A 24561-nucleotide genomic window follows, 5' to 3' on the forward strand; every position below is an offset into this window, starting at 1 on the left:
CATGAATGACAACCCTACGATGAATGTGCACGCTTCTGGTCGCCATAAATGGCAACCCTACGATGAATGTGCGCGCTTCTGGTCGCCATGAATGGCAACCCTACAAGGAATGTGCGTGCTTTTCGTAGGGTGCGCATTCATGCGCACCGGCTTACTGATAGCCCGCCGCAAAATAATGCATTAATTAACCAGTTGTTAATTCTCACACCCTCTTTTATTGATCACTTATTCAGCACAAACATGTCAAAAAGATCTCAAAACATAACAAGCTGTAACAGCATTATTTGATAATCATGATAACCACATGAAAATAAGTGACTTTTTAAAAGTTGGATTATTCAAATAGTTTATATAAACCAGAGCTAATGATAAGCGTAACGGGAAGTGCATACTATGCGCCGTTACAAGCCAATAACATTATTTATTAAGTTAAATGCAGCACCTATTTCACCCGAAATAACACACCAGGCTGCTTCACCATTATCAACACCATAATGAGAAACACATATCCATGGCAGATGAAACATGTCGCATTGGACGACGGCCTTTTATCATAGGTTCGTTAATTGGTATTGCCACACTGGGCATGAAAGGCGGCGTCAGTTCGGTATTTGCCGCCGTGCCCAGCCCCGCTGATGAATTAGAACGCTACCAGCCTGAATTCTTTTCTGCCGATGAGTGGAAATTCATCATGGCCGCCTGCGATCGCCTGATTCCCTCAGACCACGAGGGTCCTGGCGCTCTGGATACCCACGTGCCGGTCTTTATTGATAAGCAGATGCTCACGCCATACGGCAAAGGCGATGACTGGTACATGGATGGCCCGTTTGATAGCCACGCCAGCAAGCTGTTTGGCTACCAGATGCCGTTCCCGTTACAGGTGCTGTATCGCAAGGGTATCGCGCTGACCAACCAGTACACCCGCATGAAATACAACCAAAACTTCAGCGATTTACCGGCAAAAGTCAGAGACAACGTGCTCACCGACCTGCAAAAAAACACGGTGGATTTTTCACAGTTTGGCGAAGCGATCTTAACGCTGGCTATTTCTTTACCCGCCTGCTGGAAAATACCAAAGAAGGCTATCTGGCCGATCCGCAATATGGCGGAAATAAAAACATGGCGGCGTGGAAAATGATTAATTTCCCCGGTGCGCGTGCCAGTTATCCGCAGTGGATCAAAATCCACAATATTAAATATCCCCTTGGCCCGGTGTCACTGAGCGGCGAACAAGCCTGATTCTTGCTGGAAAAATAAATGAAAAAACCAACGACCACGTTGATGTCATCATCGTGGGCCTCGGCTGGGCGGGCTCAATTATGGGAATTGAGCTGGCGCAGGCCGGATTAAAAGTGCGCGCGCTGGAGCGCGGAGAAGATCGTCTTAACAGCGACTATGCCTATCCAAAACCCGCAGATGAACTGGCCTTCACTAAACGCCATAAAATCATGCAGAGCCCGCATGATGCCGCTTTCACTATCCGTCATAACGCAGCAGAAACCGCGCTGCCAATGCGTGAGCTGGGTGCCTTCCGTCTTGGTGATGGCGTGGGCGGTGCCGGACTTCACTGGACAGGGATGATCACCCGCCCGACGCCGATCGATCTCAAACTGAAAACCTTCGCCGATGCACATTTCAAACGCGGCGAGTTAGATGAAGAATTGCGTATCGAAGATTTTCCGGTGAGCTGGGAAGAGATTGAACCGCATATGGATTTCTTCGATAAAGTTTGCGGCTCTTCTGGCGAAACTGGCAACCTGCGTGGTGAGATCCAGCAAGGCGGCGATCCGTTTGAAGGTGCGCGTTCCAGCGCCTTCCCTAACCGACCGCTGGAAGACAGCCTTAACGCCACGATGTTCCGCAAGGCCACGCAGGAGATGGGCTATCACCCCTACTCCATGCCTTCCGCGGCGGTGTCGGTGCCCTATACCAACCCCTATGGTCAGCAGATTGCGCCCTGCAACTATTGCGGTTTCTGCCAGTTTTACTCGTGCCTCAACTACTCCAAAGCCTCACCGCAAACGGCGATCCTTGACCGCCTGAAGCAGTTCAAAAACTTCGATTATAAAACCCGTGCCAACGTGATTCGCGTGGAGAAACATGCCGATGGTAAAACCGCGACGGGCGTAACCTATATCGACGAAAACGGCGACGAGATTTTCCAGCCGGCCAGTATCGTGATCCTCTCGACTTTCGGCCTGAATAACGTGCGTCTGCTGCTCAACTCCTCAATCGGCAAGCCATACAACCCGATTACTGAGGAAGGCGTGATTGGCCGTAACTACACCCACCAGTACGGCGGTGGCTTTACGCTGTTCTTTGACGATCTCGAATTCAACCCGTTCGCCACCGCCGGACCGACAGGTACGGTGATCAGCGATTTTGGTACTGGCAATATCGACACTGCCGCGCTGGGCTTTATCGGCGGCGCCAAAATTTACAGCTCGCAGCCCACCGGTACGCCAATGGCCGCCCCGGTGCGCAAAGACGCGCCCGCCTGGGGCAGTGGCTGGAAGAAAGGCCTCAAGCGCAGCTACGGCCATTCAATGGGCGTGAAGTTGGAAGGCAGCAATATGGCGACGCGTGGCAACTATCTCGATCTCGATCCGGTTTATAAAGATCGTTTCGGCATGCCGCTGCTGCGCGTGACCTACGACTACGTGCAGAACGACCTGCGCATGCTGCAGTTCATGAAAGAAAAGATGGAAGCGATCACTAAGCATCTCAATCCGAGTGAGTATTCGCACAACATCCTAAAAATGGACAGCCACTTCGCCAGTTCACCGAATTACGTCAACACCCACAACGCGGGTGGCGCCATCATGGGTGACAACCCGCGCACCTCGGCGCTTAACCGTTATCTGCAAAGCTGGGATGTGCACAACGTCTTCGTGATGGGTGCCAACGCCTTCCCGCAGAACTTCTACGCCAACCCTTCTGCGATGGTGGCAGGCTTGGCTTACTGGTCTGCGAAAGCGATTCGCGAACAGTATCTGAATAACCCCGGTCCGCTGGTGCAGGCATAAGGAGATAACCATGAAACTAAAACTGCGTTATCTGCTGATTGCCGGGTTGTTGAGCAGCGCCGCGCAGGCGGCGGATCAATCCGACGCGGCGCTCATTGCCCAAGGTGAATATCTGGCGCGCGCCGGTGACTGTACCGCCTGTCACACCGTGGCCGGTGGGAAAGACTTCGGCGGCGGTTTGGCGATTGCCAGCCCAATGGGTGTGATTTATTCCACCAACATCTCCCCAGACCCTAAAGCGGGTATTGGTGAATACACCGAGCAGGAGTTTGCCGATGCCGTGCGCAAAGGCGTGCGCCGCGATGGTAAAAATCTCTATCCGGCCATGCCCTATCCCGACTACCGCGGCGTGACCGATGCGGATATCCATGCGCTGTATGTCTACTTTATGAAGGGCGTGCAGCCGGTAGCGGAAAAAGCGCCGGAAACCTCGCTGATGTTCCCGTTCAGCCAGCGCTGGGGTATGTGGTTCTGGAATAAAGCGTTTACCGAAGATAAGCCTTTTACCCCCCTGCCAACGCCACCTGAAGAACTGAATCGTGGTAAGTATCTGGTGGAAACCCTGGGTCACTGCGGCAGTTGCCACACGCCGCGCGGTATCGGCATGCAGGAAAAAGCGCTCAACGAATCCAACTCGCATTATCTGGCAGGCGGCGAACTCAACGGCTGGCCGGTGCCTGCTCTGCGCGGCATGCCCACCTGGAGCGTGAAGGATATCACCGACTATCTGGCGACCGGGCGCAACGACTTTGCCTCCGTCGGCGGCGAGATGACGGGTGTGGTGGAACACAGCATGCAGCATATGAATGATGCGGATTTGCAGGCGATTGCCCGCTACCTGAAGTCATTACCTGCGGATGTGCCGGTGAAAAACCGTCGTGCTGCTGTCGATCAGGAAACGCAGAAAACCGCTGACTTCCTGACGCAGGGACATAATCTGAGCGCGGGTCAAATGTTGTATATGAACAACTGCGAAGCCTGTCACTGGACCGATGGCAACGGGGCGAAAGGCATCTTCCCGCGCTTGAACGGCGGCGACATTGTGACAGCAGATAATCCTACCGGACTCATCAACATTATCCTGCAGGGCGCGCAAACCCCGTCTACGCCGAAAGCGCCTTCTGTGATGGCGATGCCGGGCTTCTCAGGACGTCTGAGTGATGAGCAAGTCGCGCAACTGGCTACATTTGTTCGCAGCGGCTGGAGCAATGATGCTCCGGCGGTTTCGGCAAAAGAGGTGAAGAAGGTGCGCGAGTCGCTATCTGCGGATAAGAAGTAAGGTATTGATGCGTTTACGTTGGTGAAACAGCGTAAACGCTTGCTTAAGCTGCAGTGAGGTATAAAACTGCCTGTCAGATCACATTTCAATAACATCCTCAGGGCACAGGAAGCAGGGGAAATCATCATGACGCATCAAACATCACAGCCACACCGTACCCCGCTATTAGCGCTACTGGTTGCGGTTACCTTCTTTATGGAAAACCTTGACGCCACGGTCATCACCACCGCCATTCCGCAAATGGCACGGGATTTCGCTGCCAATCCGGTGGCGTTGAATGTGGGCGTAAGTGCTTACTTATTAGCCGTCGCGGTGGGGATCCCCATGAGCGGCTGGCTGGCAGAACGTTTTGGTGCACGTACCGTATTTGCGAGCGCCATTCTAATTTTTACCCTCGCTTCGGTGATGTGCGGTATCAGCGATACCTTACCGATGTTCACATTGAGCCGAATTTTGCAGGGCATCGGCGGCGCAATGATGGTACCGGTCGGTCGTATGGTGGTGCTGCGCGTGACGGAAAAGAAGGACATGGTGAAAACCATCGCCTTTATCACCTGGCCGGGACTGATAGCACCCGTGCTCGGCCCTCCCTTGGGTGGATTGATTGTCACCTACGGACATTGGCCATGGATCTTCTGGCTCAACATTCCGCTAGGTATCCTTGCGATCATCGCCACCGGATATCTGGTACCGCAGTTCAAAGCCGAACAACGGCGCCCATTTGATGTTCGCGGTTTCGTGCTGACAGCCACTGCCTGTACAGCGTTGATTCTTGCGTTAGAAGTCCTCGGTCAAATGCATCTAAACCTCGGCGTTCCGCTGTTGCTGTTGGGTATCCTGTGCAGCGTGCTGGCCTATCGCCACAGCTTCCGCCATCCGCAGCCGCTGCTACCTTTCAACACACTCACCATTAACACCTTCCGCAATGCTGCCGTGGGCGGTTCACTGTTCCGTGCCTCAATTAACGCCGTGCCTTTTCTGCTGCCTCTGCTTTTCCAACTGGGATTCGGCTGGAGTGCGGCACAGGCGGGTAGCATGGTGTTGTGGGTATTTGCGGGCAACCTGGCAATGAAACCCGCTACGACTTGGTTGATGAAGCGCTGGGGTTTTCGTCAGGTATTAATGATAAATGGGGTAATCAGTCTGGCAGCCATGCTGGGCTGCATGCTGCTCAGCCCTTCACTCGGTTACTTCGCCATCGCCACGATCCTGTTCGTTGGTGGGCTGTCACGTTCACTGCAATTCAGCTGCTACAACAGCCTGGGATTCGCGGATGTACCGCAAACCAAAATGGGTGATGCCTCTGTGATGTTCAGCATCTTCTTCCAGTTCAGCATGAGCGCAGGAATTGCTCTAGCAGCCTTGTTCCTACGCGGTTCAATGCTGTGGCATGAACACACCACCATTACACAAAGCGATATACGCATCGCTTTTGCCGGTGTCGCACTGCTGGTGTTAATGTCGTTGTTTGACGTGTGGCGACTGGAGAAGAATGCCGGAGCACAGGTTCTCAGCCGGTAGTCGAGAGCGCCCGTAGCCGTATAAGCTGCGGGCGAATAGCATCGTAAAAGGCAGCCTTACCCCTGAAAGAAAAGGGTTCGTTATTACGCATCACCGTAACAAGACATAATTAATTATGGCGGCTATCACATTCACTCGCCGCTAATCGTGTTATTTTTAATTAAAATCACCTTCCAGCATTCCTAATGCAATATTGTAGATAGCTTGCGCCTCTCCATGCTTGCCCGATGTAATATAACCCTGACAAACACCCCATTTATTCACTACAAAAACACCATCGAAATCCGATTCCCCTATAAATACACCCTCTCCATAATGGCTCGCATACAAGCCAATGCATTAGAAATCCAAATGGCTAAGCGAAACATATCATGCCTATTGATATCGCGTGATGAAGGAGCACCTGTTAACAGCGTGCAAATGCTGGTCTCTGAAGACGAAATAAGGGCGCCATGTCCCTTTACGTCCTAAGAAACATCAAAACACCATGACTCTTTTAAAAGAGAAAACATGGAAAAATAACAAAAATGGAAGATATTAAATGAAAAAGAGTATTATTGCCTTGTCAATGTTAAGTCTGTTTGCCGTCTCCTCTGTACATGCTAAATCTGGAAAAGTCACCTTTACTGGTTCTATTATTGATGCGCCATGCTCAATTGCTCCTGGTTCAGTGGATCAAACGGTTTCACTGGGTGCCATTTCAAATGTCGTACTGGCTGAAAATGGCAATACCGGCAGTTCAACACCTCAGCGTTTCACCATTGAATTAGAAGATTGCGTGATTGCCACTGCAGGTACCAAAGATAAAGTCACGACCCGCTTCACGGGAGCCCCTTCTTCTTATGATTCCGATAGCCTGGCGCTGGTCGGTGGCACTGCGGGTGGTGCATCTATTCAGTTATTCGCCAATGACGGCGCTAAAGTCAAAATAAACACACCTACTGCTGAACAACAGATCTTTAACGGTGGCAATACGTTGAGCTTTACCGCAAATGTTAAAGGCGGTGGGTCAACCTCAACAATTGTGCCAGGTACGTTCCAGGTACCCGCCAATTTCGTTCTGAGCTACAACTAATCAGAAATTAGCCCCAATAATGAGCGATACCCCTGCGGCAATCATGCCGCAGGTTTTGTAAAACCTTAATGATTTGGGGGCAGGAAAATGAAATTTTGGCTCTCAATCTCCTTCACCTTCACAATCCTGGTATCCGTTTATAGCAGTGCATCATCAGGCGCCGAAGCGATGATCGCTGGACAAAATACGGGACATGTCAATATTACCGGCTCGATAATGGGTACCCCTTGTACTATTGACGTCGGTGAACCGGATCAAACACTCAACATCGGCAATCATGCTGTTAGTCATATTATCAAAGAGGGTCGCGGCCCTGAGCACATTTTTTCCATTCAACTCTATGGCTGCTCATTTAACGAATATGAAACACAATCATCAACAAACAATATATTCAGAATAATGTTTGATGGCGAAAACGATTTTGGGCACTTCAGAAACCTAGGATCTGCTAACGGTATTGCGATCATGATAAGCGATCCACAAGGAAATATTGCTTCACCTGGCAGGCATCTTCCACATGGGAGATTAGAAAAGGATATGAAATTTGATTACACCCTTAACTTGATTAGTAATCAGGATATTATCCAACCGGGCGACCTGCATTTAACCATCCGCTTTAGAATAGATTACAACTAACAGGAATATTATTGTGTCGATATTTTTCGCTCGCAATTCAACCTCAATATTATCCATTATCACACTTGGGGTTATTTTCCTGGCAGTTTTTGCGAAAACGTCCATGGCATCCACTAAAGTTCAATTTAACACGGATGTACTGGATCTCAAGGATCGCAGTAATATCGATCTCAGCCAGTTTTCGCGCAAAGGTTTTATCTTACCGGGAAGCTACACTCTTGCTATTAACATCAACGCGAGCACATTGCCTGAGCGAGTCATTTATTTTTACCCTTCAGAACAGGATAAAAATGAAACCCTCTCTTGCATTTCACCTGAGATAATCCCGCTCATTGGATTAAAAGAAGCGGCGCTCTCTCGCTTGAAATGGTGGCATAACGGAGAGTGCCTCGATTTTCAGAGTCTGAATGGCGTGACGTCACGAACCGATCTCGGTAAATCAACCCTATTCATCAGCATCCCGCAAGCTTACCTCGAGTACAGCAGCCCGACCTGGGATCCTCCAGCTCGTTGGGAAGAAGGCATTTCTGGCCTGCTCTTTGACTACAACGTTAATGCGCAGAATGTCAGCCAAAAGGTACAGGGAGCCAAAAGTGGCACAAATGTCTCGGGTAATGGCACGACCGGCGCCAATTTTGATGCATGGCGTTTCCGCGCTGATTGGCAAGCCCGCCACGATCGCCGGGACACCGGCGCACAATCCCCAACTCGCTGGGATTGGAGCCGTTTTTATGGCTATCGAGCATTGCGAAGAATTGGCGCGAAATTAACGGCAGGTGAGGACTACCTCAACTCAAACCTTTTCGACAGCTTTCGCTATACCGGTTTAAATCTGATGTCAGATGACAATATGCTGCCCCCAAATCTGCGCGGTTACGCACCTGAAATCAGTGGTGTGGCAAAAAACAATGCGAAGGTGATTATCAGCCAGCAGGGAAGGATTATAAAAGAAGTACAAATCCCTGCGGGCCCATATCGTATTCAGGATCTTGATAGTGCCGTTTCAGGCAACCTTGATGTCCGAGTTGAAGAGCAAGATGGCGAAGTACACCAATTCCAGGTGAATACGGCCACTATTCCGTATCTAACCCGGCCAGGGCAATTTCGTTATAAAACCACCGTAGGTAAACCCTCCGATTTTGCACACAACATTGAAGGCCCTTTATTTGCTGCTGGGGAATTCGCATGGGGGATCAGCAACGGCTGGTCGCTGTATAGCGGAGGGATTGGCGGCGGTGACTATCATGCTTTGTCGCTGGGAATTGGACGGGACCTCCTCGCACTGGGCGCGTTATCCACGGACGTTACGACCTCAGCGGCAAAATTTGCTCATCAAGAGACCCAGCGAGGTAATGCCTGGCGGATAAGTTATGCAAAACGGTTTGACCAATTAGGGAGCCAAGTGACCTTTGCTGGCTATCGCTTCTCAGACAGTGGTTTCCGCTCTATGGGGGAATACGTCAATACGTTCAAGGGTGAAACAAACTCAGGCCGTAATAAAGAGATGTATACCCTCTCTTTGAATCAGCAATTTGAGTCACTAAACCTGACGACCTATCTCAATTACAACCATCAAACATACTGGAATCAAGACGCCAATCATCGCTATGACTTTTCACTTTCACGCAGTGTTGATTTCGCAAAATTTAAAAACGTAAATCTCTCACTGACGGCTTACCGTAATAAGTTTAATCAGATGAGTGATAGCGGCATGTATATGTCTTTGTCGCTGCCTTGGGGGCAGTCAGGCACCGCAAGTTACAATGGTTCATACGCGAAAGGAAATACACTCAATAATGTTAGCTATTACCGTCGGGTCAGTGACACTGACTCCTATCAAATCAATGGGGGCATTGCCAGCACCGGTACTGACTTAGGTGGCTACTACACGCACAAAAGCACTTATGCACAGTTCAACACTTCAGCAAGCTATCGGGCAGGACAATATCAAGCCCTAGGGTTATCACTGCAAGGCGGCGCAACGATAACGCCACAAGGTGGCGCATTGCACAGCGCGAGCCTGGCGGGCGGTACGCGAATGTTGGTGGATACCGAAGATGTTGCTGGCGTTCCGTTTTCAGGAATTGGTCATTCCGTGAAAACGAATCAGTTTGGCAAGGCTATCATTGCTGATGTGAGTAGCTATTATCGTAATAGCGTACGTATCAATGTCGACAAACTGGACGACAATATGGAAGCCTTAAAATCAGTCGCCCAAGGCACATTCACGGAAGGCGCGATTGGATATCGTCGTTTTAATGTTATTTCAGGTGAGAAATCAATGGCGACTGTGAGATTAGCGGATGGCTCCCCTCCTCCCTTTGGCGCAAGTGTCTTTAATAAAAAGAACCAAGAGACAGGGATCATAAATGATGGCGGCAGTGTTTATCTGAGTGGTATTCAACCCGGTGAATCAATGACATTGCGCTGGAATGATGAAGATCAATGTCGGATAAATTTGCCACAACAAATACCTGCCAATATGTCGGCTAACTTATCGCTTTCCTGTACTTAAATTCATGTTCATGAAGTGAACCTATCAAAAATAAAACAGAGCATATGTAAATGAATAAAATAACGTTTAAAAATGCCTTCTCGCTTGTCGTGTTAAGCTTTATGACGCAGTCAGCGTTAGCCGCTATATCTCTTGACAGAACGCGCATTATTTACCCAGGCACTGAGAAGTCAGTGAGTTTGACCGTCAGTAACAAAAACAATGAGCTGCCCTACTTAGCGCAGGGGTGGCTTGAAGATGAAAATGAAAACAAACTTGAAAGTCATAGCGCATTTATTGTTGTCCCTCCGGTACAGCGAATAGAACCCAAGTCAGAGACTCAAGTGAAAGTACAGTCACTGGTTGCTACTGATGCTTTTAAAAAACTGCCTCAAGATCGGGAGTCACTTTTTTACTTTAACTTGAGAGAAATCCCGCCCAGAAGTGACAAACCGAATGTGCTGCAAATTGCGTTGCAAACTCGTATAAAGCTTTTTTATCGTCCTGCTGCACTGGCTGAGTCCGCATCGGCCCAACATGCCGCGCCCTTTCAAGAGAAGCTGCTGTTAACCAAAAAAGGGGATAAATACTGGGTAAAAAATCCAACGCCTTATTACATCACGTTGATTGGTGCCAGTGCGAAAAAAGAGGGTGACGTCATTAAAGGGTTCGAGGCCATGATGATTGCCCCTTTCTCTGAAGAACTCTTGGGAGGCAGTGCAGCCACATTAGGGGCAAATCCTGTATTGGTCTACGTTAATGATTATGGCGGTCAACCTGCGCTGACCTTTAAATGCCGCGGTGAGACATGCAGCGTAAGTGATCAAAGCAGCTAAAAATAAATCATGATTCTGGGATGAAAAGATGCAAAAGAATGCAGCCAGCAAGAATGCGTGTATCGCGAAATCACCGTTCACTATTACATGCATCATGGTTTTGACCACACTGCTATCGCCCCCTGCAATGGCTATTTTCAAGGAGGATTTTGCCGCGAGCAACTATGGCATATTACGTGTTCACGGCACATTAACAGAGAGCGCTTGCCGTTTAGATATGCTATCGGCCGATCAGACGGTGAATTTGGGCCATCTATCCACTGCAAACTTAAAAAACGTTGGCGATCAGGGGGTATTAGTCGCAGTTTCACTTATTTTGCATGATTGCATACGCACCTCATCAACTGAGTCCTCTGAAAAAGACAACGTAGCCTGGAGTGCCCATCAGCCCGCGGTATCCTTCACCTTTACCGGCACGCAGGACCCCAGTAACCCACAACTGGTGGAAGTCCGAGGTGCCAGTGGCATAGCGTTGAGACTCAAAGATGCCTCAAAAAACAATGTCGAAATTGGCCAGAAAGGGAAGTCATTACGCTTAACACCTGATAATGCGGTGATGTACTACATTACCGCAGAGCGTACCCGTGGAGAATTGCGAGGAGGAACCTACTCAGCCAACATTAATTTTAGGCTCAATTATGAATAAGAGAAAAAAAGAGACAAAGCGCTATTTACTCGTCATAACCTCACTCTTTTTATTCTGTTTTCAAAATGCACATGCTTTTTCTGTAGGCATCACAGTTAAGGGGCAGGTTCTGGCTCCTCCCTGTACAATCAATAATGGCAGTGAAATTTTTGTACATTTTGGTGGAGGGATATTGCCTGAAAGTATTGATGGTAAAAATCATGAAAGAGTGATCCCTTACACATTAGACTGCACAGGTTCAGCATCAAATTTACTCAAAATAAAAATAACTGGTACGGGTTCACCTTTCAATAACACACTACTGGGGACCAGCAAGAACAATTTAGCTATAGAAGTAAAAAATAACAGTTATAAATTCCCACTAAATTCCTGGGCCAATATTACTTACCCTACACAACCTGTATTAAGTGCTGTGTTAGTGAGAAATGGCACCGGTGCCATCAGTGTTGGTTTATTTGGCGCTACCGCGACCATAGTTGTTGAGTATCGATAAGAGTAGCAAGAAAAAATTCAATTTATCACTCAATTATTTAGCCGAGTCTTTCAAAGGTATCCATATGATAAGAATACTTACTACGCTTTTGATTTTGTACGTTTTGCCCGTCAAGGCTCAAATAGTCATGGAAAAAGCGACGCTTAATGGGACTTTGTTAACTGGAGTCGCGCAAGATAATGGCATTCCTTATCCTGGCCCAGACAGTTGTGCATCATGGATAACGGACTGTGAATGGGGCGTCAGAGTAAGATACTTAACCACCGGATGGCGCCATGAAGAGCGTTGGGTAACAGGCTTTGTCTCTCACCGCTTCATGGAGATGGGCCGTAGAGCCTGGATAAGTCGATATGGCACTTCCTATCCCTTTTCAACGACTCTGCCATCAAATGCAACTGATGTCAGCGTATGTTGGGGTGGAAGGATTGGTGGTGCTGGCGGGTATGTTTCCTGCGCTCGCGTTTGGCCAAGTCCACCTCCCCCGGTATGTTCTGGCAGCGCTGGCATCATTAATTTCGGCAATTTGCAGGAAGATAAATATAACGGTTCAAGCCAAAGTACCTCAATTAATATTACCTGTTCGGGAGCGGCTACTATCCGTTTTACCTCAGGTAGTAACGTCACACTGAATAATGGAACCCGAGCAACACTCACCTTTAATGGTTATCCTCAGGGCAGCAATTTTTCTCTGTTTACAGGCAATAACACAGTTAGGGTGAATGCAACACTCAGCGGCGTACCGACACTTGGCAATTTTACTGGCAGCTCTACCGTCATTCTTGATGTTCTGTAACGCCTTATTTACTTATGACCACTACTGCTATGGTGTTAGGCCGTTGGCGATTCGCCTGATAAACGTTAGATTCGAATACTTCTGATTACTATGAGGTGTTTAATGCACAGTCTTTTCGTTTACGGCACGCTCGGCCCTGGCCGTCCTAATGCGCATATCATGGAAAATATAGGCGGAAGCTGGCAGCAAGGTTATGTGCTCGGCAACTTGCGTGAAGCGGGCTGGGGGGCAGCGATGGGCTTTCCTGGTATTGAACTCAATGCAGAGGGTGCGCAGATCAACGGCTTTGTCTTCAGTTCGGATAACCTTGCCGCACACTGGTCGATGCTTGATGAGTTTGAAGGCGAAGGTTATCAGCGCGTGCCGGTTGAAGTGGTGCTGCAAGATGGCAGCACGCTGATGTCAGAAATCTACGCGTTAAAATGATGCCAGTGACGTTTCCAGTCGATCTAGCGCGCAAAGAATGCCATAGCTGCGCGCGTGTCGGGCATCAGGCAACGGCAACCAGATGTCGGCTTGGTTCGCCAAATCCTGCCCCGTCGGGCAGATCGCAATCACCGCACTTTTCTGTATGTGTGCATGGTGTACCGCACTGAGCACACTGCTGCTCACGGCATCTGGCGCGAGAATTAGCAGCAAATCATCTGGCTGCAATCGGCTTAACGTCATGCGCAGCAGATTATCATCCTGAATCCATGCCAGTGACAGCCCCGCAGTCGACAGCCGCTGATGCACTTCCGCCACCAGCGGTGTTGTCTGCCCTGCCGCGCCAATCAACAACACGCTACGGGCTTTTTGTAACGCGCTCGCTGCACGTTCCCAAGTGGCATTTTCAGCCTGCGACCACTGTTGGGCCAGCGCCTGCTGAATGGCCTCAAGCTGAGGAATAGCTTGCGTGGTCCGCGCTGAAGGGACAGAACTGGCACGCGCCAGCCGCATGCGCAGATCACGGATATCCTCACACCCCACCGAGCGGGCAAAACGGGTGATGGTGGCGGCACTCACTTCGGCACGCCCGGCAAGCTGTTCAATGGTGGCAGATGCGGCAAACGCGGTATCGTTCAAAATTGCTACCGCAACGCGATTCTCCTGCTGCGTCAGTGAAGGCTGGCGCTGGCGAATCACATCGATAAACACCTCTTCCTGATGTTGACCGGCTTTGCGCACTTGATGCAGAAAATCATCCAGATCCCGGCACCCCGCCGAAGCGGCAAAACGCCGTAACACTTCCGGGCTTACGCCTGCCTGTGTCGCCAGCTCTTCCATGGTGGCCTGCGCGCTAACGTGCAGGTTTTCCAGAATAAAACGTGCCAGCTTTGATTCCGGCGCATCCGTATGTGCCGACTGCTGTCTCAGTTGCCAGACAATATCCATCCGCTCACCACATCCTAGAATTGTGAAGCACCATCATGCATGAAAATATTTTTCAATGTGAGTTTTTTTTCGACTATTTGCACGTATAAGCGGGTTTAAAACGCCAATGTTAACGAAAAATTACAGCATCGATCACAGTCATGAAAAATATTTTCACATTAAATCACAACATAACAAATTGATTTAAATTAATTAAATATCCATTCATCAGAAATTCATCTGCCAAAAGGGTATTTACACCGCCTGTGCGACGGGTCTTAAATGGCCTCGACAAATCACAGGAGGAAATCATATGCGTATCGTACTTTGCTGTGCAGCAGGAATGTCCACCAGCATGCTGGTTAACAAAATGCTGAGTGCCGCTCAGGGACGCGGACTAAAGATTGATATCAAAGCGGTACCCGTGGCGGAATTCGAACGTATCCTGCCTGATGCTGACGTCGTGCTGCTTGGCCCCCAGGTACAATTTGAAGCCGCCCGGCTGACCGCTATAGCAGCGCCGCAAGGCAAAGCTGTCGCCGTTATCGACATGATGGATTACGGCATGATGCGTGGTGAACAGGTGCTGGATAAAGCACTGGCGTTACACGCCTCCTAACTCACCCGTTTTACCCAATCTGACCGACGTAAACACGGCCTTATGCTGTGGGGGATTCTGCATGTCCGAAGAAGTGGTTATCGAGTTTGAAGAACAGATCATGCTGCTGCTGGTTCAGGCTGGCGCCGCCCGCAGTGCGGCACTGAGCGCGCTGCGGTTGGCGCGTGAAGGCCAGTTTGTCACTGCTGAACAGCAGCTAGCGGCGGCAAGAGAGAGCGTAAAAGACGCGCACCAGCAACAAACCGCGCTGATTAGCCTCGATGAAGGCAGCGGCAAACTGCCTGTCACCCTGATTTTGGTACATGCCCAAGATCACCTGATGAACGCCATGCTGATTCAGGATCTGGCAGGCGAAATCATTGAACTCTACCGCCGCACTGCGGCAGGAGGAACTGATGCTTAAGATAGCGATAATTGGTGGTGGCAGCAGCTATTCACCCGAACTGGTCGAAGGAATTATTAACCGCTATGCACAGCTGCCCGTGACCGAACTGGCACTGGTGGATGTGGAATCGGGACGTGAGAAAGTGAATATCATTGCCGATCTCACCCGCCGTATGCTGCAACAGAATGGATTAGAGCAGGTAAAAGTCAGCGTGCACTTTGAGCTGGACGACGCCATACGCGATGCCCGTTACGTGTTGACTCAGCTACGTGTCGGCCAGTTGGCGGCACGCGCCGCAGATGAACGTCTTGGACTGAAATATGGAAGGCTCGGCCAGGAAACCACTGGCGTTGGTGGCTTTGCCAAAGCCCTGCGCACCATTCCGGTGATGCTGGAAGTCGCGCGTAAAGTGGAACAGCTGGCGCCCGATGCCTTTATTATCAACTTCACCAATCCCGCAGGGATAGTGACTGAGGCGGTATCGCGCTACAGCAAAGCCAAAATTATTGGTCTGTGTAATGTGCCCGTGAATATGCATCATATGATTGCTGGCATGCTTAACGCACCATGGGATGACGTGCAGCTGCGCTTTGCCGGGCTGAATCATCTGGTGTGGGTGCATCAGGTCACCTGTCGAGGCGAAGATGTCACCGGCCAGGTGATCGAGCAACTGTGTGACGGCCAATCGCTGACCATGAACAACATCAAAGATATGCCGTGGTCACCACAGTTCCTGCGCGCGCTCAACGCCATTCCTTGTCCGTATCATCGCTACTACTGGCAAACGCCGCAGATGCTGGCTGAAGAGCAGGATAAAGCCAAAAACGGCCATGAAGGCACGCGCGCAGAGCAAGTGATGAAAGTCGAAGCGGAGCTGTTTGCGTTATACGCCGATCCCCATCTGGCGCATAAACCAGAGCAGTTAAGCTTCCGGGGTGGCGCTTATTACTCTGAAGTGGCTGTCGAACTGATTAGCGCGATCCACAACAATACCGGCAAAAACTTGGTGGTGAACTGCCGCAACAACGGTGCGATTCATGGTCTGCCGGATGATGCGGTAGTTGAGGTCAATTGCCTGGTGGATGCCCAAGGCGCACACCCGCTGGTGTTCGGGGAATTGCCGCCGTTGATGAACGGTCTGACGCAGCAGATTAAAGCCTTTGAGCGCTTAACCATCGAAGCCGCGGTTCACGGCGATCGTCAGCAGGCACTGCTGGCCCTGCTGGGCAATCCGTTGGTGGGCGATGTCACGACGGCTGAAGCCTTGCTGGAAGAGGTGCTGACGCTCAACAAGCAGTGGTTACCGCAGTTCTCATCGGCTGAATAGTGTCGTAGCGGTGCAATCGCGAGGATGCGGCTTCAGACAGGCGCGATAAACCGTGCCGCTGCGTAATTGAACGGCATTTAGCAATGTAAGGTTACCTGCACCAACGTTAGCGGCGCGAGATATCCGCCGCTACAGAATGTGCAAAAGGACCACTTATCATCATGTTGTTGCGCCATTGAGCCTGAGGAGGCCCTGTGTCCAACCGATCTTTTATTGAACGTTATGTGTTGCCCGCAGCGCTGAAAGTCGCTGGCCAGAAGCATGTGCTCTCGGTGCGCGACGGCATCATTCTCAACATGCCATTTATGTTGATTGGCAGCTTCTTCCTGATTTTCGCCTACCTACCGATACCCGCATGGGGCCATTTGATGGCGGATCTGTTTGGTGATAGCTGGCGCAACAAACTGCTCTATCCGGTGCGCGCCACCTACGACATCATGGCGCTGATCTCCAGCTTCGGTATCGCCTATCGACTGGCGGAGAAGTACCGCACGCTGGACCCGTTAACCAGCGGTGCAATGGCATTAGTCGCCTTTGTGATGACCATTCCGCAGCAGACGCTTTTTGCTCCGGTAGAAGGCGCACCTACACAGCTGGTGACGGGCGTATTGCCGATCTCGCTGATTGGCAGCCAGGGCTTGTTCGTGGCGATTGTGATTGCACTGATGTCGACGGAGATTTATCGCTTCGTCCACAGCCGCAATCTGGTGATTAAGATGCCAGAAGGCGTGCCGCCCGCGGTGGCAAAATCCTTCCTCGCGCTGGTGCCGGGCTTTTGCGTGTTGGCGGTGGTGCTGGTGATCCGCCTCGTGGTAGAAGCCTCACCTTTTGGCGATATCAACAACCTGATCGCCACCGTGATTGGCTTGCCGATGCATCACGTTGGCGGCACGCTGCCCGGGATGATTTTCTCCGTGCTGCTGATCGGCATTCTCTGGACGCTTGGATTACACGGCGATGCCATTGTACTGGTGTTTATCCAGCCAGTGTGGCTCTCCAACATGAGTGAAAACCTTGAGGCGTTCCAGCACAACCAGCCGATTCCCCACATCTTCACGCAGCAGTTTTATGATTTGTGGATAGCGCCCGGCGGCACTGGCGCCCTGCTGGGGTTAGTGATTTTTATGCTGATTCGCTCACGCAGTCGTCAGATGAAGCAACTCGGTAAAATTGCTGGACCGGCAGCTCTGTTTAACATCAGTGAGCCACTGGTGTTTGGTATTCCGCTGGTGATGAACCCCTACCTGTTCCTGCCGTTTATTCTGACGCCAGTGGTGCTGGTAATTGTTTCTTGGGCAGCCATGACCACCGGCTTGGTTGCTCCACCTGCCGGCATTGCCCTGCCATTCACTACCCCGATATTTGTCAGCGGTTATCTGGCTACCGGCGGCCATATTTCCGGCACCGTATTGCAGGTGGTGAACTTGGCGATTTCGATGGTGATCTACTATCCGTTCTTCCGTATCTGGGATCGTCTTAAGTATCGCGAAGAGCAGCAAAGCGAACAGCAGGCGCAGGCTGTGGCGGGGAGTGTCGTGGTTTCATAGTTCAAGGCCAATCACTGGGCACCCTACTAAATCCGCTCCACGGTTTTGTAGGGTTGCCATTTATGGTGCAATGCTTGAGTGCGTTTCGGTCGCCATTAATGGCGACCCTACAATTTTTGGTGCGGTTTTCGTAGGGGGGCGCATTCATGCGTACCGGCTTAAATACGCACTCATTGGTTTAAGTGAGCGGCATTACACCCTTTATGGCGACAGTGAATAAACGCCGACTCCATTCTTCCACTTTCCGCAATAATGACTTCGCAAACCTGGCTATTCTGCCGCGCAACAGGCTGTGACAACCTTTAGACAGCGTTCGGGATCACCCCGGCCACCAATAAAGGACATCACTGATGAAACTCTACCACTTCCCACTTTCTGGCCATGCGCACCGTGCGCGTCTGTTCCTGTCTTTGCTCGACCTGCCACACGAGGTCATCGATGTTGACCTTGCCAACGGTGAACATAAATCCCCGGCGTTTCTCGCCATCAACCCTTTCGGTCAGGTGCCAGTGCTGGAAGATGAAGGCGTTTATATCTCTGACTCCAATGCCATTCTGGTTTATCTGGCGAAAAAATCGGGTCGCAGTGAATGGCTGCCAGAAGATCCCTTGGGTGCAGCTCAGGTACAGCGCTGGTTATCTGTGGCGGCTGGTGAGCTGGCCTATGGCCCCTGCGCGGCACGCCTGATTACCGTGTTTGGTCGTTCATTTAATCCAGACGAAGTGATCGCCCGTGCGCATACCCTTTTGGCATTGATGGAGCAGCATCTGACCGGGCGCGACTGGCTGGTTGGCGATCATCCCACCGTTGCGGATGTCGCTCAGTACAGCTATCTCGTTGGCGCGCCGGAGGGCAATGTCGATCTTTCCGGCTATCCGGCGGTCAATGCGCTGCTGCGCCGTATCGAAGCGCTGCCAGGCTTTGTTCCTTTCCCGCAAACCGCTGCCGGTCTGCGCAGCATCGCGTGAGTGAACCATCATGGGCGAGAAACTTCCGGTATGGCATGCAGGTGAGCTAGCCCTGCAACAGCAAGCAGGCGTGGCCGAGCGCATGGCAGAGGTTGGCCAGCGCGTGATTCGCGACTATATGCCTGACCAGCATCGCGATTTTTACGCACAACTGCCGTTTATCGTGCTGGGAAGCGTCGATAAACAGGGTGATGCCTGGGCCACGCTGCTGGAAGGCCAACCCGGTTTTATTTTCTCGCCCAATGCCACCATGCTGGATATTGAAGCCTACCCGGACGCCAGCGATCCTGCTGCGGAGGGGATCGCTGATGGCGCGCCGGTTGGTTTGCTCGGTATCGAATTGCACACGCGCCGCCGTAACCGCATGAATGGCGTGCTCAGCGCCATTGGCGGCGGTTTTCGTGTGCAGGTGATGCAGAGTTTTGGCAACTGCCCGCGCTATATTCAGCTACGAGACTTCCGCTTCGCGCATTTGCCCGGCGAACCGTTTCACGGCGAGGTCGAGGAGATGACCACGCTGGATGAGGCGGCACACACCACTATCAACAACGCGGATGCATTTTACGTTGCCACTTACGCTGAGCAGCAGGTGGATGCCTCACATCGCGGTGGCAAACCTGGCTTTGTGCGCGTGAGTGACGACGGTCTGCTGACCATTCCCGATTTTAACGGCAACCTGTTCTTCTCCACGTTGGGTAACATCCACCAGAACGGCAAAGCTGGGCTGCTGTTTGTCGATTATCGCAGCGGCGATACGCTGCAAATGACCGGTGATGCCAGCGTGATCCTCGACGCGCCGGAAATCGCTGCATTCCAGGGTGCCGAACGGCTGTGGACCTTCCGCGCTCGCCGTATTGTGCGTCGTCGTGCCGCCCTCGCCTTACGCTGGCAAACCGCGCCGGATGGTGTCTCACCAGCATCAGAGATTACGGGCGACTGGCAGTCTGCCGCCGAACGCCTGCGCGCCAGCGAACTGGCGCAGCGCTGGCGCCCCTTTAAAGTGACGAAGATTATCGATGAAAGCGCGTCGATTCGTTCGTTTCATCTGATGCCGGATGATGGCGCCGGATTACTGCCGCATCAGGCCGGGCAACATCTGCCCATTCGCGTGCAGTTGCCCGATACAGAGAAACCACTGATTCGCCACTATACCTTGTCCGTGGCGCCGTCAGACGGTTTTTATCGCATCAGCGTCAAGCGCGATGGCGTGGTATCGCGCTATCTGCTCGATCATCTTCGGGTCGGCGATCAAATTGAAACCCGTGCGCCTGCCGGTGATTTCATTATCGATGCCCAGGAAACTCGTCCGGCGGTGTTGATCGCAGCTGGCGTGGGCATTACCCCGATGTTGGCGATGCTGCGTCACCTGGTTTATGAAGGACGCCGCAAGCAGCGCATGCGCCCAACCTATTTTATTCAGTCAGCACGGAGCAAAGCTGAACGTCCTTTTGTGCGCGAGTTGGATGCGCTGCTAGCGGCTGCACAGGGCGCGTTCAAGCTGGTGCGCGTGCTGAGCCAGACGGACGAGGCGGAGCAGGGTTTTGATTACGATATCGCTGGGCGCATTGATATGGCGCTGCTCTCCCAGATGCTGCCGTTCAACGATTACGACTTTTACCTGTGCGGACCGCCGCAGTTTACACAGGCAATGTATGACGGGTTGCGCAGCTACAACATCGCCGACAAGCGTATTCACGCCGAGGCTTTTGGCCCCTCATCGCTGCAACGACATGAAGATGCTGCTGAACCCAAAACACAGTTGCCACCGGTCTCAACCAGCGATGTGCCGATCAAATTTATGACGTCACTGAAAGAGGCTCGCTGGACACCGCAAAGCGGATCACTGCTGGAACTGGCCGAAGCGCGGGGGTTAAGCCCGGAGTACAGCTGTCGCGAAGGGCATTGTGGATCGTGTAAAACGCGATTAATTAAAGGAGCGGTGACCTACCCTACAGCGCCGACGGCAAGCGTTGCAGAAGGTGAGATATTGATCTGCTGCGCGCAGCCGGCACAGCAGAATGGCGATATCGAGCCGATTCTGCTCGAAATATAGCGTGGTATAGCGGTTCAGAGATTGTGAGGTCGTCTATCGCAATAGACAACGGGTCACATGCGCTTATTTAACGCTATTTTTATTCTCAATCATCATGGACTTGCAGAAAATGCAGATCGCACCGTGAGGATTTTTTTGACTAACATCAAATACCGACTTGCGATATTGGGAGCCCTGACATTGAGGGCACTTCATAAATTGAGTGAACAAATTAATATTAGAGACCTGTAACATGGGTTGCTGATGGGCCCTTTGGACCATCCTGAGTGGAGAATTCAACGCGCTGTCCTTCTTCAAGAGAACGATAATCACTACCTACTATAGCGGAGTAATGTACAAAAACATCTTTACTACCATCTTCAGGTGAAATAAAGCCGAAGCCTTTTTCAGAATTAAACCACTTTACAGAGCCAAGAATTTTATTAGACAAAATTATTACCTTTTCAATAAGCCATACGGCTGGGATATCTGAATTGCAGGGAAAATTAGAACTGAGATAAAACTCAAAGAGAGAGGCTGTTTTTGGCACTAACGTAGATGAGAGATAAAATTTGAACCAACTTTGAAACTGTCTGCATATCAGACTGAGATTTCATTTACGCATGCATCCCTGACGATTGCAAGACAAAAGATAAATAAAACACTAACTTAGGAGAAAACGCATCAAGCAATCACCATAAAATCATTTAAAACAATACGTTAACTAAAATTTAAAACGTGTATACGTCAGAGAAAGTTGTTAGTCAGCGTTTAATAGAGAGAAACCCAGCTAAAAGACAATAACGAAAAAATGCAGCCAGCACCCTTAAGTGGCTGACCGCATGCAAACAGTGCCGATTATTTTGCTACCGGCCCACAACCGCCAATCATTTTTGACACTGAAATAGCAGGATGGAGCAGATAATCGTAATCACAGTTTTTTTCTTTGTTATAAACACTTCCAGTGCAGCCGGAGAGAAAAGCCACTACCGCAGCAGCCATTGAAAACTTAACCAACTTATTCATAATAACGCATCCATATGTTAATAGTTTAATTAAATAACACAGACCACCTTCTACAATGCTTGCTTGAGCAAGCATCAACTGAGGATGATAAATCAAAAAAAATAAGAACTTTTCAGCTCCTACGAATTAAATTATCGCCCGATAACCTTCATTAAAAAACGTCATCTGGTATCTATTTATTGGATCTTTAAATGAAAATCATGTAGTGGGAACCTGACAATATCCATCAATGTCAGAAAAATCTTCTTATGCATCATGTAATAGTAAGATAAACGATGCGCTAACTAACCTCTGAAGGCGATAAAAACCGTTGAAGCCAGCAATCTATCATGGATGGATTGTGATTTCTGAAAGAGACATGAAAATGATGAAATCCAACAAAACAATGATCTGTAGAACATGTAAAGTCACTTATTATTTCATTACTTTATCGGCTGTTAAAAATACATTGACAGACCTGACAGATGTTTTAGTCATGACTTAAACACTCATGTTGCTAAAATCATTTTATGGAATGAGGAAAGTTGTGCTGAAAGAATTCTCGATCTAAATTTTTAAGATTCTGTCATCTGCGTTTTTAGTTATCACTAAAATTGACATATTAACAGTGGGATAATTAACGTTTATCGCTTGGGGTGAGTAACGGATGAATAATGGTTTAGCATTTAATAGAGGAGGCCCTTCATAAGGTAAGTGAGACCAGATGAAGCAGGAAAAGATTCGCCTAACCGCATGCAAACCCCTCTCGTCCTGCAGTAATTCAGTTTCCCTACCGCACAAAAGCAAAAACCCAGCCATAAAGGCTGGGTTTTCAGAATGTTGGTGCCCGGACGCGGAATCGAACCACGGACACGGGGATTTTCAATCCCCTGCTCTACCGACTGAGCTATCCGGGCAACGGGGCGCATTAAACCCTACTCAGGCCGCACCGTCAAACGCTTTTCAGCAAAAACACGCTGACTGCTGGCTTTTACAGCAACCTTCAGACCAACTGGTAAAAAAACTTCTGCAACTACTAACTTTAGTGGTGGATTTTTAACCGCAGGAGCCGATAACCGTGCTGACGACTAATACCAATAATAAGGTCCACCATGTTCAGCACAATTACATCAGGAGTCTTGTCACGCCTTGCGTGGCAGAAACGCGGCCATAGCAGTGCAACGCTTAACTCGTTGCAGGATGCTATCGCCATGGTCGAATTCACACCGGAAGGCCAGATTCTCACGGCCAATGCGCTGTTCCTTGAGCGTATGGGCTACACACTGCCTGAGATTGTCGGCCAGCATCACAGCATCTTCTGTACTGAAGACCTGGTTCACTCACCGCAGTATCGTGATTTCTGGCGCCGTTTAAATCGTGGTGAAGGTTTTAGCGATAAATTCCTGCGCGTAGCCAAGAACAGCCGCCCAATCTGGCTGGAAGCCAACTATGTGCCGGTGCAGGATCGCAGCGGCCGGGTGATCAAAATCGTTAAGCTGGCGAGCGACATTACGGCGCGCATCATAGATGCTCAGGAACAGCGCGCCATGACTGCCGCCATTGAACGCTCCATGGCCGTTATCGCCTTCAACCTTAAAGGCGAAGTGTTGATGGCAAACGACAACTTCCTGAAAACCATGGGCTATCGTGCCAATGAAGTGGCCGGTGTACATCACAGCCAGTTTTGTCCTGTGGAGATGCGTAACAGCGAAGCGTATCGCCGCTTCTGGCATAAGTTGAATCAGGGCGAGTATATCTCCGGTCAGTTTGAACGCATCAACAAGCAGGGGCGCACCGTGTGGCTGCGTGCGACTTACAACCCGGTGTTTAACGAGGCGGGAGAACTCTACAAAGTGGTGAAGTTCGCCACCGATGTCACCGCTCAGGTCGAGAAAAACCAGTTGGAGCGTGAAGCGGCGCAGCAGGCCTATCAAACTGCGCTGCAAACCAGCGAAAGCACCCGCCTCGGTGCGACGGTGATTGAGAACAGCGTGCAGACCATCAACGAGCTGGCGGGCGAGCTGCACGGCATTTCCGGCGATATTAATAACTTGAGCGAGTCTTCCGATCGCATCGGTGCGATTGTCGCGAGCATTCGCCGCATCGCCGATCAAACCAACCTGCTAGCGCTGAATGCTGCGGTAGAAGCCGCGCGCGCCGGTGAACATGGCCGCAGTTTTGCCGTGGTCGCCAATGAGGTACGCACGCTGGCGGCGAACATTAACCGCGCCACCACCGAGATCGAGAACAAGGTGCAGCAGAACCATATGTTGGCGGAAAAAGCGCTGAAAGGCATCGAATCGAACCTTAAACGTGCCGATCATGGCGTGGTACTCGCCAAAGAAGCGGGTGGCGTGATCTCTGAAATTCGCGATAGCTCCAGCGAAGTGGTGCGGGCGATCAGTCATGTGGCTGAAGCCTTGAAAGAAGAGTAATTTTTCCTCTTAGCTCTTCTTCTACTGCACTGCTGTGACATAAAACTGTCATGGCAGTGCAGTAATCTAGGATAATTCCTAACCAATGCCA

The 24561-nt window shown here is 50.5% G+C and carries 22 protein-coding genes, 1 tRNA gene and 1 pseudogene; 19 read left to right on the forward strand and 5 right to left on the reverse strand.

Annotated features, from left to right (window positions below):
- The first annotated feature begins 511 nt into the window (after positions 1–511).
- The 12 genes and pseudogenes from HA51_RS12245 to HA51_RS12295 all read left to right on the forward strand — a co-directional run bounded on the left by HA51_RS12245 (position 512) and on the right by HA51_RS12295 (position 13225).
- Positions 512–1239: pseudogene (locus HA51_RS12245) on the forward strand (gluconate 2-dehydrogenase subunit 3 family protein).
- Between the two features lie 14 nt (positions 1240–1253).
- Positions 1254–3026 (forward strand): GMC family oxidoreductase, encoded by a 1773-nt coding sequence (locus HA51_RS12250; protein ID WP_084934775.1) that lies wholly within the window; start codon positions 1254–1256, stop codon positions 3024–3026.
- Positions 3027–3036: 10 nt separating this feature from the next.
- Positions 3037–4305 carry a c-type cytochrome gene (locus HA51_RS12255; protein ID WP_084934776.1) on the forward strand — a complete coding sequence of 423 codons (1269 nt, stop codon included), beginning with the start codon at positions 3037–3039 and terminating at the stop codon, positions 4303–4305.
- Between the two features lie 126 nt (positions 4306–4431).
- On the forward strand, positions 4432–5826 hold the full coding sequence (locus HA51_RS12260) for an MFS transporter (protein WP_084934777.1): 1395 nt from the start codon (positions 4432–4434) through the stop codon (positions 5824–5826).
- A 541-nt stretch (positions 5827–6367) separates the two neighbouring features.
- Positions 6368–6901 (forward strand): fimbrial protein, encoded by a 534-nt coding sequence (locus HA51_RS12265; RefSeq protein WP_084934778.1) that lies wholly within the window; start codon positions 6368–6370, stop codon positions 6899–6901.
- Positions 6902–6988: 87 nt separating this feature from the next.
- Positions 6989–7537, forward strand: a complete 549-nt coding sequence (locus HA51_RS12270) for a fimbrial protein (RefSeq protein WP_084934779.1) — start codon at positions 6989–6991, stop codon at positions 7535–7537.
- A 13-nt stretch (positions 7538–7550) separates the two neighbouring features.
- Positions 7551–10052 (forward strand): outer membrane usher protein, encoded by a 2502-nt coding sequence (locus HA51_RS12275; RefSeq protein WP_245840207.1) that lies wholly within the window; start codon positions 7551–7553, stop codon positions 10050–10052.
- Positions 10053–10102: 50 nt separating this feature from the next.
- Entirely contained in the window at positions 10103–10867 is a 765-nt protein-coding gene (locus tag HA51_RS12280; protein WP_084934780.1) for a fimbria/pilus periplasmic chaperone, read from the forward strand.
- A gap of 28 nt (positions 10868–10895) precedes the next feature.
- A complete protein-coding gene (locus HA51_RS12285; RefSeq protein WP_084934781.1) occupies positions 10896–11513 on the forward strand; it encodes a fimbrial protein in 618 nt (205 codons plus the stop codon).
- The gene (locus tag HA51_RS12290; RefSeq protein ID WP_084934782.1) at positions 11506–12006 is read left to right on the forward strand and encodes a fimbrial protein; all 501 of its coding nucleotides are present in this window, start codon (positions 11506–11508) and stop codon (positions 12004–12006) included. Before HA51_RS12285 ends, HA51_RS12290 begins: the two co-directional genes overlap by 8 nt.
- Positions 11993–12799 (forward strand): MrpH family fimbial adhesin, encoded by an 807-nt coding sequence (locus tag HA51_RS26945; RefSeq protein ID WP_139810676.1) that lies wholly within the window; start codon positions 11993–11995, stop codon positions 12797–12799. Before HA51_RS12290 ends, HA51_RS26945 begins: the two co-directional genes overlap by 14 nt.
- A 102-nt stretch (positions 12800–12901) precedes the next feature.
- The gene (locus HA51_RS12295; RefSeq protein WP_084934783.1) at positions 12902–13225 is read left to right on the forward strand and encodes a gamma-glutamylcyclotransferase family protein; all 324 of its coding nucleotides are present in this window, start codon (positions 12902–12904) and stop codon (positions 13223–13225) included.
- Here the strand turns inward: HA51_RS12295 and HA51_RS12300 are convergent.
- Entirely contained in the window at positions 13217–14173 is a 957-nt protein-coding gene (locus tag HA51_RS12300; RefSeq protein ID WP_084934784.1) for a MurR/RpiR family transcriptional regulator, read from the reverse strand. The genes HA51_RS12295 and HA51_RS12300 overlap by 9 nt on opposite strands.
- 292 nt (positions 14174–14465) lie before the next feature.
- Between HA51_RS12300 and HA51_RS12305 the strand changes: the two genes are divergently transcribed.
- From HA51_RS12305 to HA51_RS12330, 6 genes are all read left to right on the forward strand, one after another.
- Positions 14466–14771 carry a PTS sugar transporter subunit IIB gene (locus tag HA51_RS12305; protein WP_084934785.1) on the forward strand — a complete coding sequence of 102 codons (306 nt, stop codon included), beginning with the start codon at positions 14466–14468 and terminating at the stop codon, positions 14769–14771.
- A gap of 61 nt (positions 14772–14832) precedes the next feature.
- Entirely contained in the window at positions 14833–15174 is a 342-nt protein-coding gene (locus tag HA51_RS12310; protein WP_084934786.1) for a PTS lactose/cellobiose transporter subunit IIA, read from the forward strand.
- Positions 15167–16483, forward strand: coding sequence for a 6-phospho-beta-glucosidase (locus HA51_RS12315; RefSeq protein WP_084934787.1), 1317 nt, complete (start codon positions 15167–15169; stop codon positions 16481–16483). Before HA51_RS12310 ends, HA51_RS12315 begins: the two co-directional genes overlap by 8 nt.
- A gap of 194 nt (positions 16484–16677) precedes the next feature.
- Positions 16678–18030 carry a PTS cellobiose transporter subunit IIC gene (celB, locus tag HA51_RS12320; RefSeq protein WP_084934788.1) on the forward strand — a complete coding sequence of 451 codons (1353 nt, stop codon included), beginning with the start codon at positions 16678–16680 and terminating at the stop codon, positions 18028–18030.
- A 350-nt stretch (positions 18031–18380) separates the two neighbouring features.
- A complete protein-coding gene (locus HA51_RS12325) occupies positions 18381–18998 on the forward strand; it encodes a glutathione S-transferase family protein (protein ID WP_084934789.1) in 618 nt (205 codons plus the stop codon).
- Between the two features lie 10 nt (positions 18999–19008).
- Positions 19009–21051: an FAD-binding oxidoreductase gene (locus HA51_RS12330; protein ID WP_084934790.1), complete on the forward strand. Its 2043-nt coding sequence runs from the start codon at positions 19009–19011 to the stop codon at positions 21049–21051.
- A 63-nt stretch (positions 21052–21114) separates the two neighbouring features.
- Here the strand turns inward: HA51_RS12330 and ymcF are convergent, their stop codons facing one another.
- The 4 genes from ymcF to HA51_RS12345 form a co-directional block, all read right to left on the reverse strand.
- A complete protein-coding gene (gene ymcF, locus HA51_RS27755; RefSeq protein ID WP_425435734.1) occupies positions 21115–21312 on the reverse strand; it encodes a cold shock small protein YmcF in 198 nt (65 codons plus the stop codon).
- Complete coding sequence (locus HA51_RS12335) at positions 21269–21481, reverse strand: cold shock domain-containing protein (RefSeq protein ID WP_084934791.1); 213 nt, start codon at positions 21479–21481, stop codon at positions 21269–21271. Before HA51_RS12335 ends, ymcF begins: the two co-directional genes overlap by 44 nt.
- Positions 21482–21888: 407 nt before the next feature.
- Positions 21889–22056, reverse strand: a complete 168-nt coding sequence (locus HA51_RS12340; protein WP_084934792.1) for a YhfL family protein — start codon at positions 22054–22056, stop codon at positions 21889–21891.
- Positions 22057–22876: 820 nt separating this feature from the next.
- Positions 22877–22952: transfer RNA gene (locus tag HA51_RS12345), tRNA-Phe, on the reverse strand.
- A gap of 195 nt (positions 22953–23147) precedes the next feature.
- Between HA51_RS12345 and HA51_RS12350 the strand changes: the two genes are divergently transcribed.
- The gene (locus tag HA51_RS12350; protein WP_084934793.1) at positions 23148–24470 is read left to right on the forward strand and encodes a methyl-accepting chemotaxis protein; all 1323 of its coding nucleotides are present in this window, start codon (positions 23148–23150) and stop codon (positions 24468–24470) included.
- The last annotated feature ends 91 nt before the right edge of the window (positions 24471–24561 follow it).

It is taken from the genome of Pantoea rwandensis (assembly GCF_002095475.1).
GTDB lineage: Bacteria > Pseudomonadota > Gammaproteobacteria > Enterobacterales > Enterobacteriaceae > Pantoea > Pantoea rwandensis.

What these genes read in the sequence shown, in the direction of transcription:
- HA51_RS12255 (WP_084934776.1), top strand. Translation starts at nt 3,037, where the DNA reads ATGAAACTAAAACTGCGTTATCTGCTGATTGCCGGGTTGTTGAGCAGC.
- HA51_RS12260 (WP_084934777.1), top strand. Translation starts at nt 4,432, where the DNA reads ATGACGCATCAAACATCACAGCCACACCGTACCCCGCTATTAGCGCTA.
- HA51_RS12265 (WP_084934778.1), top strand. Translation starts at nt 6,368, where the DNA reads ATGAAAAAGAGTATTATTGCCTTGTCAATGTTAAGTCTGTTTGCCGTC.
- HA51_RS12270 (WP_084934779.1), top strand. Translation starts at nt 6,989, where the DNA reads ATGAAATTTTGGCTCTCAATCTCCTTCACCTTCACAATCCTGGTATCC.
- HA51_RS12280 (WP_084934780.1), top strand. Translation starts at nt 10,103, where the DNA reads ATGAATAAAATAACGTTTAAAAATGCCTTCTCGCTTGTCGTGTTAAGC.
- HA51_RS12285 (WP_084934781.1), top strand. Translation starts at nt 10,896, where the DNA reads ATGCAAAAGAATGCAGCCAGCAAGAATGCGTGTATCGCGAAATCACCG.
- HA51_RS12290 (WP_084934782.1), top strand. Translation starts at nt 11,506, where the DNA reads ATGAATAAGAGAAAAAAAGAGACAAAGCGCTATTTACTCGTCATAACC.
- HA51_RS12295 (WP_084934783.1), top strand. Translation starts at nt 12,902, where the DNA reads ATGCACAGTCTTTTCGTTTACGGCACGCTCGGCCCTGGCCGTCCTAAT.
- HA51_RS12300 (WP_084934784.1), bottom strand. Translation starts at nt 14,173, where the DNA reads ATGGATATTGTCTGGCAACTGAGACAGCAGTCGGCACATACGGATGCG.
- HA51_RS12305 (WP_084934785.1), top strand. Translation starts at nt 14,466, where the DNA reads ATGCGTATCGTACTTTGCTGTGCAGCAGGAATGTCCACCAGCATGCTG.
- HA51_RS12310 (WP_084934786.1), top strand. Translation starts at nt 14,833, where the DNA reads ATGTCCGAAGAAGTGGTTATCGAGTTTGAAGAACAGATCATGCTGCTG.
- HA51_RS12315 (WP_084934787.1), top strand. Translation starts at nt 15,167, where the DNA reads ATGCTTAAGATAGCGATAATTGGTGGTGGCAGCAGCTATTCACCCGAA.
- HA51_RS12325 (WP_084934789.1), top strand. Translation starts at nt 18,381, where the DNA reads ATGAAACTCTACCACTTCCCACTTTCTGGCCATGCGCACCGTGCGCGT.
- HA51_RS12330 (WP_084934790.1), top strand. Translation starts at nt 19,009, where the DNA reads ATGGGCGAGAAACTTCCGGTATGGCATGCAGGTGAGCTAGCCCTGCAA.
- ymcF (WP_425435734.1), bottom strand. Translation starts at nt 21,312, where the DNA reads ATGGTCCAAAGGGCCCATCAGCAACCCATGTTACAGGTCTCTAATATT.
- HA51_RS12340 (WP_084934792.1), bottom strand. Translation starts at nt 22,056, where the DNA reads ATGAATAAGTTGGTTAAGTTTTCAATGGCTGCTGCGGTAGTGGCTTTT.
- HA51_RS12350 (WP_084934793.1), top strand. Translation starts at nt 23,148, where the DNA reads ATGTTCAGCACAATTACATCAGGAGTCTTGTCACGCCTTGCGTGGCAG.